Genomic DNA, 16,882 nt, shown 5'->3' with positions numbered 1-16,882 from the left:
GTGCGGTTGGGGGGGGGGGGGGGCCGCGGGGTCGCGCGGTGTGGGGTGTTGTGGGGGGGGGGGGGGGGGGGGGGGGCGCCGGCGGGCGGGGGGGGGGGGGCCCCCCCCCCCGACTGCGGTGCGGTGTGGTGTCAGGGAATGGGATCCGGGCCCGCGCCCGGTTCCCGGCGACCCGGTTCTCGGCGGTCTGGTTCTCGGCGGCCCTGGCGGGCGGCGCGGGCGAGCAGCCAGGGGGAGCGGGAGGCGAGGACGCCGAGCCCGAGGGCCACCAGGTGCCCGGCGTCGGCCAGTTGCTGGTCCGTCGCCCAGGCCCCGGCCAGTGCCAGGGCGAGGGCCGGCAGGCCGTACCGGCGCAGCACGGGCGGTCCCAGGGCGAGCAGGCAGCCGGCGGTGGCGACCAGTCCGTAGCTGATCCCCACGTCCCGGGCCCGGGAGAGCGCGCCGGGGATCCGGGCGATCAGCATCACCCACATGGCGCCCTCGGTGAGCAGGGTGGCGCCCAGGTGTCCGAAGACGAAGACCGCGCCCGCGCGGGCCGCACCCCAGCGCCACTCGGCCAGGCCCAGGACCACGGCCACGGCGGCGATGCCGGCCCACGCCGGGACTCCGTCGACCACCAGGCCACTGGTGAACAACGTCCACCACTTGCCCACTTCCATGTGGTGGACGTTGCTGCTGTTGTGCCGGACGAACCGGGCCCGCTCCGCGTGGCTCTGGGTAGCGAGCCAGGAGGCGGTGACGGTCAGCAGGACGACGTAGACCGTGGTGAGTCGCAGACGGCGGGCCGTGCTGACGGCGGTCGCTCTGAGGGAGGCCGTTCCGGCGGCCTGGCGCCGGGCGGTGGCCGAGTCGGTGTCGGTCGGGTCGGCCGGTTTCGTCGTTCCGAGGCGGTCCCTCATCGTGCCTGACGCCCTCGCTGTGCGGTGTCCGGTGTCGGCGGCTCCATGGGCGGCCGGAGACCCAGCCTATGTCACTCGGGGGAGGCGGCCGTCGCGGCCGTCATCCGCCCGGGCGCCCCGGCGGTCTCCGGGCGGCGGGCGGGCGGCGCGGAGATCGGTGGCGGGGGAGGATCACCCGAACGGGTCGGCGCGGCGGCGGGAGGAACCCGGGCCGGGCGAGGGTGAGGGGGACCGTCGAGGAGGCGCCGATGACCGGCAGCACCACCGGGGTGCCGCAGGCGCACCGGACGGCCTGGTGGGCACGTGCGGCCCGCGCGACGTGGCGCTACGTCCGGCGCGCCCCCGGCACCTACATCTGGCTGGCGATCCTGCTGGTCACCACGGAGGTGATCCGGCACGTCGACGCGGCGACCGCCGACCGCATCCTGCACCGCCGCTCGACCAACCTGCACCACCTCCAGGTCTCGCCGGTCCGGGTGCTGGCGACCAGCGCGCTGTGGATCGCGGGCGGCGGCTGGCTGAGCTACTTCGCGCTGTACAACCTCTTCCACGTGCCCGCCGAGCGCTGGCTGGGCACGCTGCGCTGGATCTCGGTGGCGATGCTGGCGCACGTCGGCGCCACCTACCTCAGCGAGGGCCTCCTCGGCTGGGCGATCCACCGCGGCCTGGCGGCGCCGAGGGCCGTCTACACGCTCGACTACGGCGTCAGTTACGCGCTCGCCGGGGTGGTCGGGGTGCTCACCTACCTGATCGTGCGGCCCTGGCGGTACCTGTACCTGGCGGGGGTGCTGGCCGTGTACGTCGTCGGCGTCTTCCAGGGCCGGGACTACACCGGCATCGGTCACCTCAGCGCGGCGCTGATCGGCCTCGCCTGCTACCCGCTGACCAGGCGTTGAGCGGAGAACGGCCTGAATCGGGGCTGGAGGAAACCGGTGCCGGCGGGCTGCGCCCGGTCGACCTCGGCGAGGCCTGCCTCGGCGGCCTGATCGTCCGCCCGGTCCGGCGGCCGTCGACGGGCCGGCCGTCCGGGCGTCAGTTCCTGGCGGTGGCCTGGTAGGCGAGGAACTTCCACTTGCCGTCCACCCGTGTCCACACCGCGAGCGACCGGTTTTCCAGTTTCCTGTGCACGCCGTTCACCGACAGGTCGGCCCGCATTTCGCCGATCACGATGGCCGTGTCCCCGATCACCGTGATCCGGTCTATCGGATGCTCGATCCAGTGGTACACGAAGAAGCCGCTCGCGCATTTCGTGAGATAGGAATCCAAAGTGTCGAGCGTTCCACTGGAGTGCGTGTAGGCGAGTTCCGGATGGGCGATTTCGGCGAACCCGTCGAGATCGCCCGTGACGAGCGCTTCGAAGCGACGGTTCTCCAGGGCCCTGATGTCATCGGCATCGGCATCGGCATCGGCGCCGGAACCGGAATCAGCCTCGCGGTCGGCATCGGTTTCGCTCATGGAATTGCCCTCCAGCGTCCGGGGGAGACGGCACGGTTCCGCGACGACGCCCCAGTCTCACCTCGCGGGGCCGGGTCTGTCGAGCATCGATCTCCCGGCGACCGCCTTCCGGCAAATCCGACGAGCAGGCGCACGACTTTCGGGCTAGTCCCTTGTAGGGAACCTCTTTTCGAAGGTCGGGCCGAACGGCCGAAGATCGCATAACTCCCGTGTTCATACGATGCGCAGGAGTCATCGAAACCCCGGCCCTCGATGAAGGAGGAACCCTGTGCGGAAACGAGTCCTGCTGTCAGAGAACGACCTGCCCGACCGCTGGTACAACATCATTCCCGACCTGCCCGCTCCGCTTCCCGGCCCCCTCAACCCGGCGACGCTGGAGCCGCTGAAGCCCCAGGACCTGGCCGAGCTGCTGCCGCAGAAAATCATCGAGCACGAGTTCACCCGGGAGCGCTGGGTGGACATCCCCGAAGAGGTCCGCGAGGTCTACAAGATCTGGCGTCCGTCCCCCCTGGTCCGGGCATCGCAGTTGGAACGCTCCCTCGACACCCCGGCACGCATCTACTTCAAGTACGAGGGCGTGTCGCCCTCCGGCTCGCACAAGCCCAACACCGCGGTGGTCCAGGCCTACTACGCGGCGCAGGAGGGGGTCCGTCGGCTGACCACCGAGACCGGCGCAGGGCAGTGGGGCTCGGCCCTGTCCTTCGCCGGTTCCCTCTTCGGGCTGGAGGTCAACGTCTACATGGTCAGGGCCTCCTTCGAGCAGAAGCCGTACCGCAAGTCGCTGATGCAGAGTTGGGGAGCCCAGGTCTTCGCCTCGCCGACCAGCCGGACCGAGGCCGGCCGCGCCATCCTCACCCGGGACCCGGAATCCTCCGGGAGCATCGGCATCGCCATCAGCGAGGCCGTCGAGGACGCCCTGAGCCGGGACGACACCAAGTTCGCGCTCGGCTCGATCATGAACAACGTCCTGCTGCACCAGTCCGTGATCGGGCTGGAGGCGAAGAAGCAGATGGAGATCATGGGGGACTACCCCGACGCGGTGATCGCCTGCGTCGGCGGCGGTTCCAACTTCGCCGGGCTGACCTACCCGTTCCTGCAGGACCGGCTGAACGGCGACCGCCCCCACACCCGGTTCATCGCGGCGGAGCCGGAAGCCTGCCCCACGCTCACCCGCGGCAAGCTGGCCTACGACTTCGCCGACACCGCCGGGCTGACTCCTCCGCTCTACATGCACACCCTCGGGCACGACTTCATCCCGGGCTCGATCCACGCCGGCGGCCTGCGGTACCACGGCGACGCGCCGAGCCTGTGCCTGCTCAAGGAGCACGGGCTGATCGAGGCCCGCGCCTTCCCGCAGACAGACGTGTTCGAGGCGGCCGTCCGCTTCGCCCGCAGCGAGGGCTTCGTCATCGCGCCCGAGTCGGCCCACGGGCTGCAGGCGGCCGTCATCGAGGCGCTGGCGGCCCGCGAGGCCGGCGAGCAGCGGGTGATCCTCTTCAACATCTCCGGACACGGCAACTTCGACCTGGCCGCCTTCGACGCCTTCCTGGCCGGCGCCCTGGAGAACCCCACCGTCACCGACGAGCAGATCGTGACTAGCCTGAGCAACCTGCCGTCGCCGGCGGCCGCGGTCTGAGGCCGCCGACATGGTGATGACGCGCCCCGAACTGCGCGGCACGTTCGGCGCGGTCTCCTCCACCCACTGGCTCGCCTCGGCGGCGGGCATGGCGATGCTGGAGACCGGTGGCAACGCCTTCGATGCCGCCGTGGCGGCCGGCTTCGTGCTGCAGGTCGTCGAACCGCATCTGAACGGGCCCGGCGGTGACGTGCCGATCATCGGCTTCGACGCCCGCACCGGCCGTGCCTCGGTGATCTGCGGGCAGGGACCGATGCCGCTCGCCGCCACGCCCGCGGCCTTCCACGACCTGGGCCTCACCCGGATCCCCGGCTCCGGGGTACTGCCGGCCACCGTGCCCGGAGCGTTCGGGGCCTGGCTCAGACTGCTCGAGGAGCACGGCACGCTGACCCTGCGGCAGGTGATCTCCCCCGCGATCGGGTACGCCGCCGACGGCTACCCCCTGCTGCCCCGGGCCGCCGAGGCGATCGAGGTCCTGGCACCGCTCTTCCGCGAGGAGTGGGCGGAGTCGGGCCGCACCTACCTCGTGAACGGTGCCCCGCCGGCCGCCGGTTCACGGATGCGCAACCCCGCGCTCGCGTCGACCTACCAGCGGATCCTCCGCGAGGCCGAAGCCGCCGGAGCGGGCCGTGAGCAACAGATCCGGGCGGCCCACGCGGCGTTCTACAGCGGTTTCGTCGCGGAGGCCATCGACACCCACCTGCGGCACACCGAGACCCTGGACGCCACCGGGCGGCGCCACCGCGGCCTGCTCACCGGTGACGACCTGGCCCGCTGGATGCCGCCGACCGAGAACACCACGAGCTACCACTACCAGGGCCTGGATGTGCACAAGCCCGGCCCCTGGTCCCAGGGACCGGTCTTCCTCCAGCAACTGGCACTGCTGGAGGGCTTCGACCTGACCGCGATGGGCCTGGACAGCGCCGACTACCTGCACACCGTCACCGAGTGCGCCAAGCTGGCCTACGCGGACCGGGAAGCCTGGTACGGCGATCCCGACTTCTCGGACGTGCCGGTCACCGCCCTGCTCGACCGCGACTACAACGAGCAACGCCGGAAACTGATCGACGACCGCGCGGCCGCCGAGCTGCGCCCCGGCTCCCCCCGCGGTCTCGAACCGCGGATCCCCCGGCTGGACGGCCCCGAGCCGCCACATGGCGCGGAGTGGCAACGCCAGCTGTCGGCCGGGCTCCCCACGGTGGTCCCGCCCGTACTGGCACGGACCGAAGCACGCGGGGACACCTGCTGCCTGACGGTGACCGACCGGCACGGCAACACGGTGGCCGCCACGCCCAGCGGCGGCTGGCTCAAGAGCTCCCCGGTGATCCCGGGCCTCGGCTTCGCACTCGGCACCCGTGGCCAGATGGCCTGGCTGGACCAGGGGCACCCGAACGCGCTGGCACCGGGGAAACGCCCCCGGACCACACTGAGCCCCACCCTGGTCCTGGCCGACGGCCGGGCCCGGCTCGCCTTCGGCACGCCGGGCGGGGACCAGCAGGACCAGTGGACGCTCGGCTTCTTCCTGGCCCACGTCCACTTCGGACTCGACCTGCAACGCGCCGTCGAGACCCTCGCCTTCCACTCCGAGCACGTGCCGAGCTCCTTCACACCCCGCACCAGTCAGCCGCGCACCATCCGGATCGAGCGACGCTGCCCGGACCCGGTGACGGCCGAACTCCGGCGCCGGGGACACGAGGTCGAACCCGTCCCCGACTGGTCGCTGGGCAAGGTGTGCGCCGTGGGGAGCGACCCGGACGCCGGCCTGATCCGCGCGGCCGCGTCCCCGAGGGGCGAGCAGGCCTACGCGATCGCCCGATGAAAGGACATCCGAACCCCGTGAACGCCGTACGACCTCCCGCCGAACCGCTCCGGGCGGCCCTGCACCACGTCGCGGTCGAGACCGCCGACCTCGACAACTGCGTGGCCTGGTACACCGAGTTCTTCGGCGGCACCGCCGCCTGGACCCTGGACGAGTTCTCCGACCTGACCCGCAGCAGGCTGCCCGGCATCGTCCGGCTCACCGAAGTGGTGGCCGCCGGCACCCGGTTCCACCTGTTCACCCGCTCGGACGACTACACCCTCCCGCAGCCGGACGTGCCGCAGTTCCAGCACCTGTGCCTCGCCGTCCCGTCGGCGGCCGAGCTGGAGCAATGGCGCGCCCGCTGGCAGCGGCTCTTCGCCTCGGGACGCTTCGTCTTCGCCCGGCCGGATCCGCCGACCGAGATCGTCGTGGACGACGACAAGGTCAGCAGCCTCTACCTCTACGACGTGAACGGACTGGAGTTCGAGTTCACCCACGTGCCGGCGGAGGCGGAGGGACGGTGACCAGCACCGACGGCGTCTCCACCACCGCCCAGCTGGAAGCCGCCGTCAACCGGTACGGAGGCCGACCCTACGGACTGGAACCCCTGTTCCTGCCGGTCGAAGCCGGGCCGCTCGGGCGGCGTGCCGCGGACGGGGAACTGTGCGGACGGTACCCCGAACTGCTGGGCTACGAAGCGGCCACCGACCCGCCGCAGGAACTGGACCGCCCCGGCTCGCCCGACGAGCTGTTCTGGTTCCGCTGGATCACCGGCCACCAGCTGACCTTCGTCCTGTGGCAGGAGCTCGGGCGGCTGGCGGCCGCCGCCCCCGCCGCCCAGGACCCCGTGGACGACGCGCGGGCGGCGACCCGTCTGATCCGCGGCTACTCGGGCCTGCTCCTCTACGCCGCCTCCTGCACCCGGGACGTCTACCAGCGGGTCATCAGGCCCAGCATGGCCCTGCAGCACCCCCGGTTCACCGGGGCCTGGGCCCGCGACTACGCCCCGGTACGCCCCCTCCTGCGCGGCCGGACGCCCGCCGCCTGGAGCGGGGAGGAGGCGGCACTCACCCACGAAACCGAGCTCAACAACGCCGTGCACGAGGGGATCGGCGGCAAGCTGGTCCCCGGAGCGCCATCGCTTCTGCAGACGGCGAGCAACGGCCAGATGCTGCCGCGCGACGTCTGCGCGGTCCTGTTCGACACCTACTTCCTCACCCTCCGGGCGCCCGCCGAACCGGGCGAGGTCGCCGCGCAGCTGCTGCGCCGGGTCAGAGCGGTGCAGAACGACCTGCGGACCAACGGGCTGTACCCGGACTTCGCCTCCAGCCGGCACGAGAAGCCGCCGTCGCTGACCACGCCGGAGGTCGTGGCGATCGAAGGAGAGATCCCGCCGATCCTGAACCGCATCGCCCGCGACGCCGTGCGCTGCGGGGAAACCGTGCACGTCAACGCACTACCGGGAGGGGAGAGCGCATCCCATGTCACCTGACGTGATCGTCGTCGGCGGAGGCATCGCCGGCTGTTCCTGTGCCGACCGACTGGCCTCCCGCGGCCTCGACGTCCTGCTCCTGGAGCGCGGCGCGCTGGCCAGCGGCGCGACCGGCCGCAACCAGGGCGGCCTCCTGCCCAGCCCCGTACCCGCCGCCGGCGCCCTGTACGCGGAGGCGGTGGCCTACTACCGACAGGCCGAGGACGAGGGGGACGTACCGTTCGGGCTGCGCGAGCACGGCTACCTCCTGGTGGCCCGGGACGAGGACGGCCTGGAGCGGGCCCGCGGCCACGGGCGGGCGCTGACCGAGGGCGGATTCGCCTCCACCGCGATCGGCACCCGCGAGCTCCTGGAGCTCGAGCCCGGTCTCGCACCCGATCTGGCCGGCGCCGTGGTCGTGCAGGGCGCCCACGCCCTGCACCCGGTCCTGGCCGCCACCGCGCTCGCGGAGCGGGCACGGCGCGCGGGCGCGCGGATCCGCACCAACAGCCCGGTGCGGGGCCTGCTGCGCCGGGGCGAGCGGGTCACCGGTGTCATCACCGACGACGGCCCGCTGTCGGCGGGCGCCGTCGTCCTCGCCGCAGGACCGTGGTCCCGGAGCCTGGCCCACCAGGCCGGCGCGGACCTGCCGGTCTTCGGCGCGCGGGGATGGCTGGTGCGCACCGTCCCCGTCACGAGCACGACGTTCCGCCACACCCTCATGCAGTCCACCTGGCACGGCTCCACGGGACTGCGCAAGCAGGGACTGCCACTGCTGACGGAGGTGACGGGCGCCGTCACGCAGGAAGGCACCCAGGTCGTCTTCTCCCTGCAGCCGCTGCCCGGCGGCGACGTGGTGCTCGGTTCGAGCAGCAGCCCGGCCCTGCAGCTCAACGAGGCCCAGGACGGCGAGCGGACGGCCGCGCTGATCGTGGCGGCCGCCGCCCGCCACGCACCGGCACTGGCCAAGACCGCGGTGCGCGAGATCTGGGCGGGTGTGCGCCCGATGTCCCCCGACGGCCTGCCGATCGTGGGGCCGGCACCGGGGGTGCCGGGGCTCTGGTTCCTGTCCGGCTACGGGATCGACGGCATGCCGCTCGCCCCCGGCACCTCACGGTTGCTGACCGACCTGATCGATGGTCACCGTCCGCTGCAGGCGGAGGAGTTCAGCCCGGAGAGGTTCGGCTGACGAAGTCGGCGGCAGCGGTGCCCGCCGATCACGAGGACAGTTCCTCGATGGCCGGTTTGACCAGCTCGATCAGCCGCGCCGCCTCGATCCGCACCGTCCGGTCGGCCCGGCCGCTGCCGCAGTAGACGACGTCCATGCCGGCCACCGAGGCGTCGAAGACGACGGTCACCCCCGGGCGGTCGCACACCGGGCTGGCGCCACCCGGTTCCATGCCGAGCAGGCCGAGCTCCTGCGGGTCCGCCTGGCGCAGGCTCGAACGGGACACGCCCGCCGCCCGGGCCAGCCGGCCGTAGTTGACCCGGGCGGTGACCGGCAGCGCGGCGAGCACGAAGGTGCCGTCCGCGGTCCTGAACACCATCGTCTTCAGCAACTCTTCGGTGGCCAGGCCGAGTTTGGTCTCGGCGTCGTGCCGGCCGACGATCGGCACGTGGTCCAGCACGGTGAACGGCACGCCGGAGTTGCGGAGCACCTCCTCGGGCGACAGGACCACATCGTCACGCACTGACTCTGACATCTGACTCCTCGTCAGTCGGGAGGCTCCACGGTACCGTCCGTGGGCCACACCGCGTACCGCCGAAGACCGTACAGCAGCGGAGTGTCTCCGGCGCCGGCGAGGAAACGGGCGCGGAGCACCCGCCCGAGCACGACGGTGTGGTCGCCGACCTGCTGCGTGCTCTCCACCCGGCAGTCGCCGACGGCGAGCGCGGCCTCCCCGAGGTGCGGTCCTCCCGCCAGCTCGGGCAGGTGCCACGCCGTTCGCAGGAACCGGTCCGGATCACCCGAGGAGAACACCTCCGCCACGTACCGGGCCGCGTGGTGCAGGAAGTTGACACTGAACGTGCCCGTCTCGGTGAGCGCCCGCAAGGTGGGGCTGCCACTGCGGACGCACACCAGCAAGGTGGGCGGATCGAGCGAGACGCTGCACAGGGACGAGCAGGTCATGCCCCACGGCCGGCCATCGGCGTCCAGCGCGCCGATCACCACCACTCCCGTGGGAAACAGGGACATCAGACTGCGGAAGTCCCGTTCGCCGACGGGTACCCGGTGCACGGCCGCATCAGGCGTGGTCATCCGGCAGCAACTCCTTGGTGCTCTCGGGAAGGGGCGGCGCCCCACGAGGCGCCGCCCCGGGACCACCGGACCGACGGCGATCTCCCCGACGACGGGGCTGCCGGAACAGGCCCGCCGTGCCGCGCGCCAGGCGTGCCGCGACGAGGACGACGGCCAGGATCGCCACGGCCCGGAGCAGGGCCGTCATCTCAGCGCAGCCTGGACAGGTACTCGGCCTGGCTGGGCAGCGTCTTCAGCAGCGCCTGCGCCTGCTCGCGCACGCGGCTCAGTTCGTGCTGCGCCCGGGCGGCGTCGAAGAGGTCCAGGGCCGGCGGATGGTGCAGCGGGATCCCGCCGAGGCCGAGGGCCATGCAGACGTACGAGTAGGGCTCGAAGGCGTGGTAGTACGGGTAGGTGGTGTCGTTGTCCGGGAGCTTGCCCTGCCACTGCTCCAGGCGCCAGGCCATGTCGTCGGGAACCGCACGCCGCTTGGCGTCGCGCCAGTAGTCGTTGTCCGCGCGGGCGGCGCCCCGGTAGTGCAGGATCAGGAACTCGCGCACCCCCTCGATCGCCCTGGCGACGCTGAGGTTGTAGCCGTCCCGCAGCACGCTCTCGCGCTCGGTGCCGGGGAAGTACCTGACCAACTGCTCGATCGCGTGCTGGATCAGGAAGATGCCGGTGGACTGCAGCGGTTCCACGAAGCCGGCGGACAGCCCGATCCCGACGCAGTTGTTCACCCAGGCCCGTCGGCTGCGCCCGATGCGCATCCGGATGTGGTTGGCCTCCAGGCCGTCCGCCGCGGGGCCGACGAATTCGCGCAGCACGCGCTCGGCCTCCTCCGGCTCGCAGTAGTCCGCGGCGTACACGTAGCCGGTGCCGATGCGGTCGAGCAGGGGGATGGTCCAGATCCACCCGGCGTCCTGGGCGGTGGCGGTGGTGCAGGGCCGGATCCCCTCGACGGCGGTGTCGACCGGAACGCGAAGCGCCACCGCGCGGTCGTTGGGCAGGGCGTCCTGGAAAGAGATGAACGGCTCGTCGAGGGCCTGTCCGAGCAGCCTGCTGCGGAACCCGGAGCAGTCCACGTAGAGGTCCGCGCGCAGCTCGCCGTGCCCCTTGGTGACGAGGTGGTCGATCCAACCCCGTTCGTCCAGGCGCACGTCCACCACGTCGTCGATGATCTGCCGCACTCCGCGCTCGACCGCGTAGCGGGTCAGGAAGTCGGCGAGCAGCGAGGCGTCGAAGTGGTAGGCGTACGGGAACTGGGTGTTCTGCTCGGCGAGGGTCGTCCGGTAGGGCTGGCGGTCCGGGTCCTCCGCGAAGTCCTGCTCGAAGAGCCGGCCGTCGAGGTGGCGGGGGGAGGCCTTGGCGTCACAGAGCCAGGGGATCAGGAAGCAGTCGTGGTCGAAGCGTTCGGTCGGCCGCAGCCGCTGCCACCAGTCGGTGAGCGGCACTCCGTCGACGATCCGCATGCGTTCGAAGGGGTGGTAGAAGACGTCGCCCGGTGCCCGCCAGTCCTCCAGGCGCACCGCGAGCTTGTAGGTGGCGTTGCATTCCGGCATCCAGTCCGACTCGCTGAGGCCCAGGTAGTCGAAGAAGTGCCGGACCGTGCTGAAGGTCGCCTCCCCCACGCCGATCGTGCCGATGCGCCGGGATTCGACGACGGTGACGTCGATGTTGTTCCCGAAGGCCGCCCGAAGATAAGCGGAGGCCATCCAACCGGCTGTTCCGCCGCCCAGTACCACAACACTCTGCTTCATGCCTTGGACCCTAGATCGCGACGCGGTGCGGTGTCCTCGGCAGTTCGGGGGGATTGCTCGGGGTTTGATCGCTCAAAGGACTAGGTCGAAGTAATGGGAAGAACCGCGGACACATGACTTCGGAATATGGCAGAAAGTCGTGACTGCTCGCGGAGCGCACGGGAGAGGATGACTACTACTGTTCGAACCTGTCGATCCGCGCCGGGAGAACGCATGCGACCAGTCCGTTCCACGGAAGCGCCGACGGCGAAGACCGGGGATCCGGCCGGGTCCGCCGACAGAACGCTGAGGATCTTCCTGGTCGACGACTCCAGTCTCGTGCGCGTCGGACTGATCCACATTCTCCGCGACCATCCCGACCTCACCCTGGCCGGCAGCAGTGCCGAGAGTTCCACGGCCGTGGAGGCGTGCCTCGACCCGTCGTTCGACGTGCTCGTCGTCAACGCCTCCTGCCGGTCGATCGACGTGGCCCATCTGGTGCACCGCGCGGCGCACTTCGCCGAGAGCGGTGCCTCCAGGATCCTGCTGCTGGCCGGCGAAGCCGACGACCGGATCTGCTCGGAGGCGGACACCCTGGGGGCCGGAGGAGTGGTGCTGACCACGGAGGACCCGGAACACCTGGTCTCCGCGCTGCGGCTGGTGGCCAGGGGGTACCGCGTCTGTGCGCCGGGCAGCCGCCGGTCTCCCGGAGCGTCGCCGCGCGATCGCTCCGCCCGCCACCAGCTGCTGGACCTGCTGACGCTGCGCGAACGCCAGGTGCTGGAGCTGTTGGCGCGCGGGATGAAGAACGCCGAGATCGCGGCCGAACTGGTGGTCAGCGAGAGCACGGTCAAGACGCACGTGCAGAACCTGCTGCTCAAGCTGGGACTGCGCAACCGGGCCAGCGCGGTGGCGGTCGCCTACGAACTGGGCATCAGCCGGAGCGGCTAAGCCGGTCGAGGACGGGGAACCCGCCCACCCGTCAACTCGCCCGGACCGGTCGGACGGGCTTCAGTGACGATCGCTGAGCGCCAGCCGGACTCCCAGACCGACCATCACGACTCCCGACGCGCCACCGATCCATGCCAGGCGCCGGGGCGACCCGGAAAGCCAGTTGCGGGCCGTCCCGGCGAGGACGCCCCACGACGCATCGGAGACGAGGGCGACCAGCACACAGATCGCGCCCAGGAGCAGTATCTGGACGGTGACGCTCCCTCCGGAGGGTTCGACGAACTGCGGCAGCACGGCGGTGAAGATCAGCAGCCCCTTGGGATTGCTGACACCCACCACGAACCCCTCGCGCAGGATCCGGGCCATGCCCGCGGCCTCCGGCCCGGCCTCGTCCGTCGTGCCCAGCCGGTGCCGGTGCCGCCACGCCTGAACACCCAGGTACACGAGGTACATCGCCCCCGCGAACTTGATGACCGAGAAGACGAGCAGCGACCGCTCGACGATGCTCCCCAGACCGAATGCCACCAGGACCACCTGGACGAGCAGCCCCGCCTCGTTCCCGATCGCCGAGGACACCGCGGCCCGGCGCCCGAGCGAAATGCCCCGACTGACGACGAACAGAACACTGGGGCCCGGCACGGCGATCAGCAGTGCCACCACGGTCAGGAACACGCCCAGACGATCCAGTCCAATCATGGGCTCAGGCTACCCGAGCGCTCCCACCGCGGTTCAGGGTTCGGCATTTCGATTCCCGCATGAACGGCCGATCACGAGCCGGCCCGGGTGTGACCACCCGAAGCCGCGCCGCGGCACCGCTGCGGGCGCAAGGGCGAGAACCGGCCGTTGACGAAGGGATGGCGCAGCAGGGGATTTGCACGGTCCTGATACCGGTGGGGTCAGTGGGATTTCCGCGTTCCGGCGACAATTCCGATTCCCGGCTCCGGCCCGCTTGGACCCGGTGGGCCGAGCGGCCGTTCGTCGCCCATTCGGCGCGCTTCCTGATCGAGGCGCGCAAGCCGTAGCGGCTCGCCGGCCCGCCGGGGAGACCGGCGGGCCGGGCGGGGTTTCACGCCTGGGCGACCAGGTCCAGGTACGCGTCGTGCCAGAGGTCCTCGTCGCCCTCCGGCAGGAGCAGGACCCGGTCGGGGCGCAGGGCCTCGATGGCGCCCGGGTCGTGGGTGACCATCACGATCGCCCCCGGGTAGGTACCGACCGCGGCCAGCACCTCGGCCCGGGACGCCGGGTCGAGGTTGTTGGTCGGCTCGTCCAGGAGCAGCACGTTGGCGCCGGAGTGGACCAGGGCGGCCAGGGCCAGCCGGGTCTTCTCGCCGCCGGACAGCACGCCCGCCGGCTTGTCGGCGTCGTCACCGCGGAACAGGAACGCGCCGAGGACGGAGCGCAGTTCGCCGTCGGTCAGGTCGGGCGCGGCCAGGGCGAGGTTGTCGCGGACGCTGAGCTCCGGATCCAGGGTGTCGTGCTCCTGGGCGAAGTAGCCGAGCCGCAGGCCGGTGCCGGGGACGACCCGGCCGGAGTCCGGCTGCTCGTGGCCGGCCAGGATGCGCAGCAGGGTGGTCTTGCCGGCGCCGTTGAGGCCGAGCACGACCAGTCGGCTGCCCCGGTCGACGGCGAGGTCCAGGCCGCTCAGCACCGGCCGGCCGCCGTAGGCCTTGGCGAGGCTGATCGCGCCGAGCGGCATCCGGCCGCAGGGCGCGGGCTCGGGCAGCCGGATGCGGGCGGTGCGCTCGGCCTGCCGGACGGGTTCGAGTTCGGCGAGCATCCGGTCGGCGCGGCGGGCCATGCTGCGGGCGGTGGTCGCGGTGGCGACGTTGGACCGCATCCGGTCGGCCTGGGCGTGCAGGGCGGCGGCCTTGCGTTCGGCGTTGGCCCGCTCCCGGGTGCGGCGGCGCTCGTCGGCCGCGCGCTGGGCCAGGTAGGCCTGCCAGCCGGTGTTGTGGACGTCGATCACGGCGCGCTGCGGGTCCAGGTGGAAGACCCGGTTGACGGTCTCCGCCAGCAGGTCGAGGTCGTGGCTGATCAGGACCAGCCCGCCCCGGTGGGTGGCGAGGAAGCCGCGCAGCCAGGCGATCGAGTCAACGTCCAGGTGGTTGGTGGGCTCGTCCAGCAGCAGGGTGCCGTGGTCGGCGAACAGGATGCGGGCCAGCTCGACCCGTCGGCGCTGGCCGCCGGAGAGGGTGCCGACGGGGGAGTCCATCACCCGGGCGGGCAGCCCGAGTCCGGCCGCGACCCGGGCGGCCTCGGCCTCGGCCGCGTAGCCGCCGTGGGACTGGAACCGGGCGTCGGCGCGCGCGTAGGCGTCCATCGCCCGGCGCTCCTCGGCGGGGGAGGCGGCCCGCGCCATCGCCTCCTCGGCGGCGCGCAGCGCGCGCACGGCGGTGTCCAGGCCGCGGGCGGACAGGATGCGGTCGGTGACGGTGACGGCCGGATCGGCGGCGCGGGAGTCCTGCGGGAGGTAGCCGACCGGCCCGGTCCGGGTGACCGTCCCGGCGGCGGGCGGCAGTTGTCCGGCGAGGGTGGCGAGCAGGGTGGTCTTGCCGGCGCCGTTGCGGCCGACCAGGCCGATCCGGTCGCCGGGGGCGATGTGCAGGGTGACGTCGGACAGCAGCAGACGGGCGCCGACGCGCACGTCGACACCACGAGTGGTGATCATGGGATAACGCTCCGAAACAGCTAACGGACACACGGGTGGCGTGGAGGCGGGTCCGTCAGCTAGGAAATTCGGGGCGTAGACATGCCGGCCAGGGTAGTGGCCGGTCGGAACGGGCGCATCCGAATTAACGGGAGCACTCGAACGGACGGGGAGCACTTGAACGGGGAGCACTCGAACCGGCCGCTTCGGTACGGGGTGCGCACCGGCTCGCGCCGCTGCGCACCCGTACGTGACGGTCGTCAGGCGCGCAGGACGGCGGCCACCACCGAGGGGTGGAACAGCCGGGTCGGCGGCGCCACCAGCGACAGCACCTCGTGGAAGGCCGCCGTGACCTCGGCGTTGCGGGTGGCGCCGTGCAGCACCTTGTCCAGGTAGCGGTGCTGGAGCTTGATCAGGGCGCCGGAGGGTCCGCCGGTCGTGGCGGCGAAGCGGACGTCCTCGGCGCAGGACATCATCCACGCGTTCTTGGAGACCGCCGCGATCTCCCGCCGGGCGTCGCGGGCCGTGGCGGGGCCGATGCCGCTGTGCCGGGTGGCCGTACGGCGCAGCACCTGGGCGCAGAACAGCGAGACGGTGACGCCCTGGCCGTACACCGGGTTGAAGGTGCTCGCGGCGTCGCCGACCGCCACCAGGCCCGCGGGGGCGCCGCGTTCGTAGTGCCGGCGCACGCCCGGGCCGGGGAGGAAGCCGCGCACCTCGCCCGCCGGTTCGGCGTTCCGCAGCATCTCGCTCAGCCCGGGGTCGCGCAGTTGGGACAGGTGCTTGGTGAAGCCCTCCTCGCCGGGCTCGGGTTCGGCGCCGCGCATCCCGGCCAGGCTGACGATCCAGCGGTCGCCCTCCACCGGCAGCAGGACGCCCATCCGCGGCTTGTCCGGGGCCTTGGTCTGCAGGTAGATCGCCTGGTGGCCGAAGTCGACGCCGGGCGGGCGGTGGAACAGCCGTGAGGCGTAGGCGACGCCCGGGTCGACCCGCTCCTCGGGCACCGGGCGGCAGCCCAGTTCGGCGAGCCACTTCGGCACGGAGGTCGATCGGCCGGCCGCGTCGATCACCAACTCGGCCGGGAGGTCGAGGACTTCACCACCCTCCGAGCCGCGCTCGCGGAGCTTCACCCCGGTCACCGCCTGCGCTGAGCCCAGCAGGCCGACCACGTCGGTGCCCTCCAGGAACTCGATCGACGGCTCGGTGCGGACCCGGTCCAGCACCAGCTTGTCCAGCACCGGGCGGGTGCAGGAGAGGAAGGACATCCGGGCGGGGTAGTCGACCATCCACCCGGCCGAGCTGAGCCACTTGAGGTCGCCCGAAGCGGAGACCCGGTGCGCGCCCGCGGCCGTCAACTCCCGGTTGATGCCGGGCATCAGCTCCTCCAGCGCCCGGTGCCCCGCCTCCAGCACCAGGTGCGCGTGCCGACCCTGCGGCACCCCGGCCCGGAACACCGGCTCGTCCGGGTACCGGTCCCGCTCCACCACGACGATCCGCTCGGCGAAGCCCCGCAGCGCCCATGCCGCCACCACGCCGGCCAGCCCGCCGCCGATCACCACCGCAGTGCCCCGCCCGGGGGCCGTATCCGAAGAATTCATCTGATGCCTCCAAGGAAACCCCGGCCTTCAGGCCGGGGAGGAATTGGATCGCCCGCGTAGCGGGACAGGGATAGCCGATTCGCCGTCAAGGCCGACCGGCGTTCTCGGTAGGTAATTTGATCATCTGTCATGCACGAATTAGTGTCTCTTGCATGAAGACCGTTGTGCAGGTGAAGCTGTAGCCGTCGGCCTGTCAGGCCGACGTGCTTGCGGCGACTCTGCGCGCGTGTAACCGGGCTGCGAACCGCGCCTCCGTGGTGGCGTTCGAGTCCGGCGAGCATCGGCGTAACGGTCTGCATCACCGGGTGTACCGGGATCTTCGGGAGTCGTCGGATCTGTCGGCGCAGCCGGTCGTTCTGACGATCAAGAAGGTCTGCGACGCCTATGCGACGTTGAAGGCCAACATCCGTGCCGGGAATCTCGGCCCGAAGGGCTCGAGGCGCCGCAAC

The 16,882-nt window shown here is 71.8% G+C and carries 15 protein-coding genes and 1 pseudogene; 8 read left to right on the top strand and 8 right to left on the bottom strand.

Features of this window, described 5'->3' with window-relative positions; translation table 11 throughout:
• Nucleotides 1–131: 131 nt before the first annotated feature.
• A complete protein-coding gene (locus ACWCYO_RS37335) occupies nucleotides 132–899 on the bottom strand; it encodes a rhomboid-like protein (RefSeq protein WP_449786703.1) in 768 nt (255 codons plus the stop codon).
• Between the two features lie 248 nt (nucleotides 900–1,147).
• On the opposite strand from ACWCYO_RS37335, the gene ACWCYO_RS37330 reads away from it, so the two are divergent.
• Nucleotides 1,148–1,795, top strand: coding sequence for a rhomboid-like protein (locus ACWCYO_RS37330; protein WP_270149969.1), 648 nt, complete (start codon nucleotides 1,148–1,150; stop codon nucleotides 1,793–1,795).
• 136 nt (nucleotides 1,796–1,931) lie between these two features.
• Here ACWCYO_RS37330 and ACWCYO_RS37325 read toward each other — a convergent pair whose 3' ends face one another.
• Nucleotides 1,932–2,354: a nuclear transport factor 2 family protein gene (locus tag ACWCYO_RS37325; RefSeq protein WP_449786702.1), complete on the bottom strand. Its 423-nt coding sequence runs from the start codon at nucleotides 2,352–2,354 to the stop codon at nucleotides 1,932–1,934.
• Between the two features lie 268 nt (nucleotides 2,355–2,622).
• Here ACWCYO_RS37325 and ACWCYO_RS37320 point away from each other — a divergent pair, with 268 nt between their 5' ends.
• The 5 genes from ACWCYO_RS37320 to ACWCYO_RS37300 are packed head-to-tail and all read left to right on the top strand — an operon-like array spanning nucleotide 2,623 to nucleotide 8,451.
• Nucleotides 2,623–3,990, top strand: coding sequence for a TrpB-like pyridoxal phosphate-dependent enzyme (locus ACWCYO_RS37320; protein ID WP_270149972.1), 1,368 nt, complete (start codon nucleotides 2,623–2,625; stop codon nucleotides 3,988–3,990).
• Between the two features lie 10 nt (nucleotides 3,991–4,000).
• On the top strand, nucleotides 4,001–5,809 hold the full coding sequence (locus ACWCYO_RS37315; protein ID WP_449786701.1) for a gamma-glutamyltransferase family protein: 1,809 nt from the start codon (nucleotides 4,001–4,003) through the stop codon (nucleotides 5,807–5,809).
• 17 nt (nucleotides 5,810–5,826) lie between these two features.
• Nucleotides 5,827–6,315 carry a VOC family protein gene (locus tag ACWCYO_RS37310; protein ID WP_270149974.1) on the top strand — a complete coding sequence of 163 codons (489 nt, stop codon included), beginning with the start codon at nucleotides 5,827–5,829 and terminating at the stop codon, nucleotides 6,313–6,315.
• Nucleotides 6,312–7,283: an L-tyrosine 3-hydroxylase gene (locus tag ACWCYO_RS37305; protein ID WP_449786700.1), complete on the top strand. Its 972-nt coding sequence runs from the start codon at nucleotides 6,312–6,314 to the stop codon at nucleotides 7,281–7,283. Before ACWCYO_RS37310 ends, ACWCYO_RS37305 begins: the two co-directional genes overlap by 4 nt.
• Nucleotides 7,273–8,451: an NAD(P)/FAD-dependent oxidoreductase gene (locus ACWCYO_RS37300; RefSeq protein WP_449786699.1), complete on the top strand. Its 1,179-nt coding sequence runs from the start codon at nucleotides 7,273–7,275 to the stop codon at nucleotides 8,449–8,451. Before ACWCYO_RS37305 ends, ACWCYO_RS37300 begins: the two co-directional genes overlap by 11 nt.
• Nucleotides 8,452–8,479: 28 nt before the next feature.
• Here ACWCYO_RS37300 and ACWCYO_RS37295 read toward each other — a convergent pair whose 3' ends face one another.
• The 3 genes from ACWCYO_RS37295 to ACWCYO_RS37285 form a co-directional block, all read right to left on the bottom strand.
• Nucleotides 8,480–8,965 carry an aminoacyl-tRNA deacylase gene (locus tag ACWCYO_RS37295; RefSeq protein WP_270149977.1) on the bottom strand — a complete coding sequence of 162 codons (486 nt, stop codon included), beginning with the start codon at nucleotides 8,963–8,965 and terminating at the stop codon, nucleotides 8,480–8,482.
• Nucleotides 8,966–8,976: 11 nt separating this feature from the next.
• On the bottom strand, nucleotides 8,977–9,522 hold the full coding sequence (locus ACWCYO_RS37290) for a flavin reductase family protein (RefSeq protein ID WP_270149979.1): 546 nt from the start codon (nucleotides 9,520–9,522) through the stop codon (nucleotides 8,977–8,979).
• Between the two features lie 188 nt (nucleotides 9,523–9,710).
• Nucleotides 9,711–11,258, bottom strand: a complete 1,548-nt coding sequence (locus ACWCYO_RS37285) for a tryptophan halogenase family protein (RefSeq protein WP_270149981.1) — start codon at nucleotides 11,256–11,258, stop codon at nucleotides 9,711–9,713.
• Nucleotides 11,259–11,471: 213 nt separating this feature from the next.
• Here ACWCYO_RS37285 and ACWCYO_RS37280 point away from each other — a divergent pair, with 213 nt between their 5' ends.
• Nucleotides 11,472–12,188, top strand: coding sequence for a response regulator transcription factor (locus tag ACWCYO_RS37280; RefSeq protein ID WP_270149982.1), 717 nt, complete (start codon nucleotides 11,472–11,474; stop codon nucleotides 12,186–12,188).
• A 60-nt stretch (nucleotides 12,189–12,248) separates the two neighbouring features.
• Here the strand turns inward: ACWCYO_RS37280 and ACWCYO_RS37275 are convergent, their stop codons facing one another.
• The 3 genes from ACWCYO_RS37275 to ACWCYO_RS37265 form a co-directional block, all read right to left on the bottom strand.
• A complete protein-coding gene (locus ACWCYO_RS37275; RefSeq protein ID WP_449786698.1) occupies nucleotides 12,249–12,884 on the bottom strand; it encodes a LysE family translocator in 636 nt (211 codons plus the stop codon).
• Nucleotides 12,885–13,254: 370 nt separating this feature from the next.
• A complete protein-coding gene (locus tag ACWCYO_RS37270; protein WP_449786697.1) occupies nucleotides 13,255–14,856 on the bottom strand; it encodes an ABC-F family ATP-binding cassette domain-containing protein in 1,602 nt (533 codons plus the stop codon).
• A 239-nt stretch (nucleotides 14,857–15,095) separates the two neighbouring features.
• A complete protein-coding gene (locus ACWCYO_RS37265; protein ID WP_270149987.1) occupies nucleotides 15,096–16,433 on the bottom strand; it encodes an NAD(P)/FAD-dependent oxidoreductase in 1,338 nt (445 codons plus the stop codon).
• Nucleotides 16,434–16,687: 254 nt separating this feature from the next.
• Between ACWCYO_RS37265 and ACWCYO_RS37260 the strand changes: the two are divergent.
• Nucleotides 16,688–16,882, top strand: a pseudogene (locus ACWCYO_RS37260) (RNA-guided endonuclease TnpB family protein); the annotation flags it as partial.

The organism is Kitasatospora sp. NPDC001683 (assembly GCF_053596495.1).
Note: the sequence above shows the minus strand (reverse complement) of the source record. Positions and strands in the feature narration are given on the sequence as shown.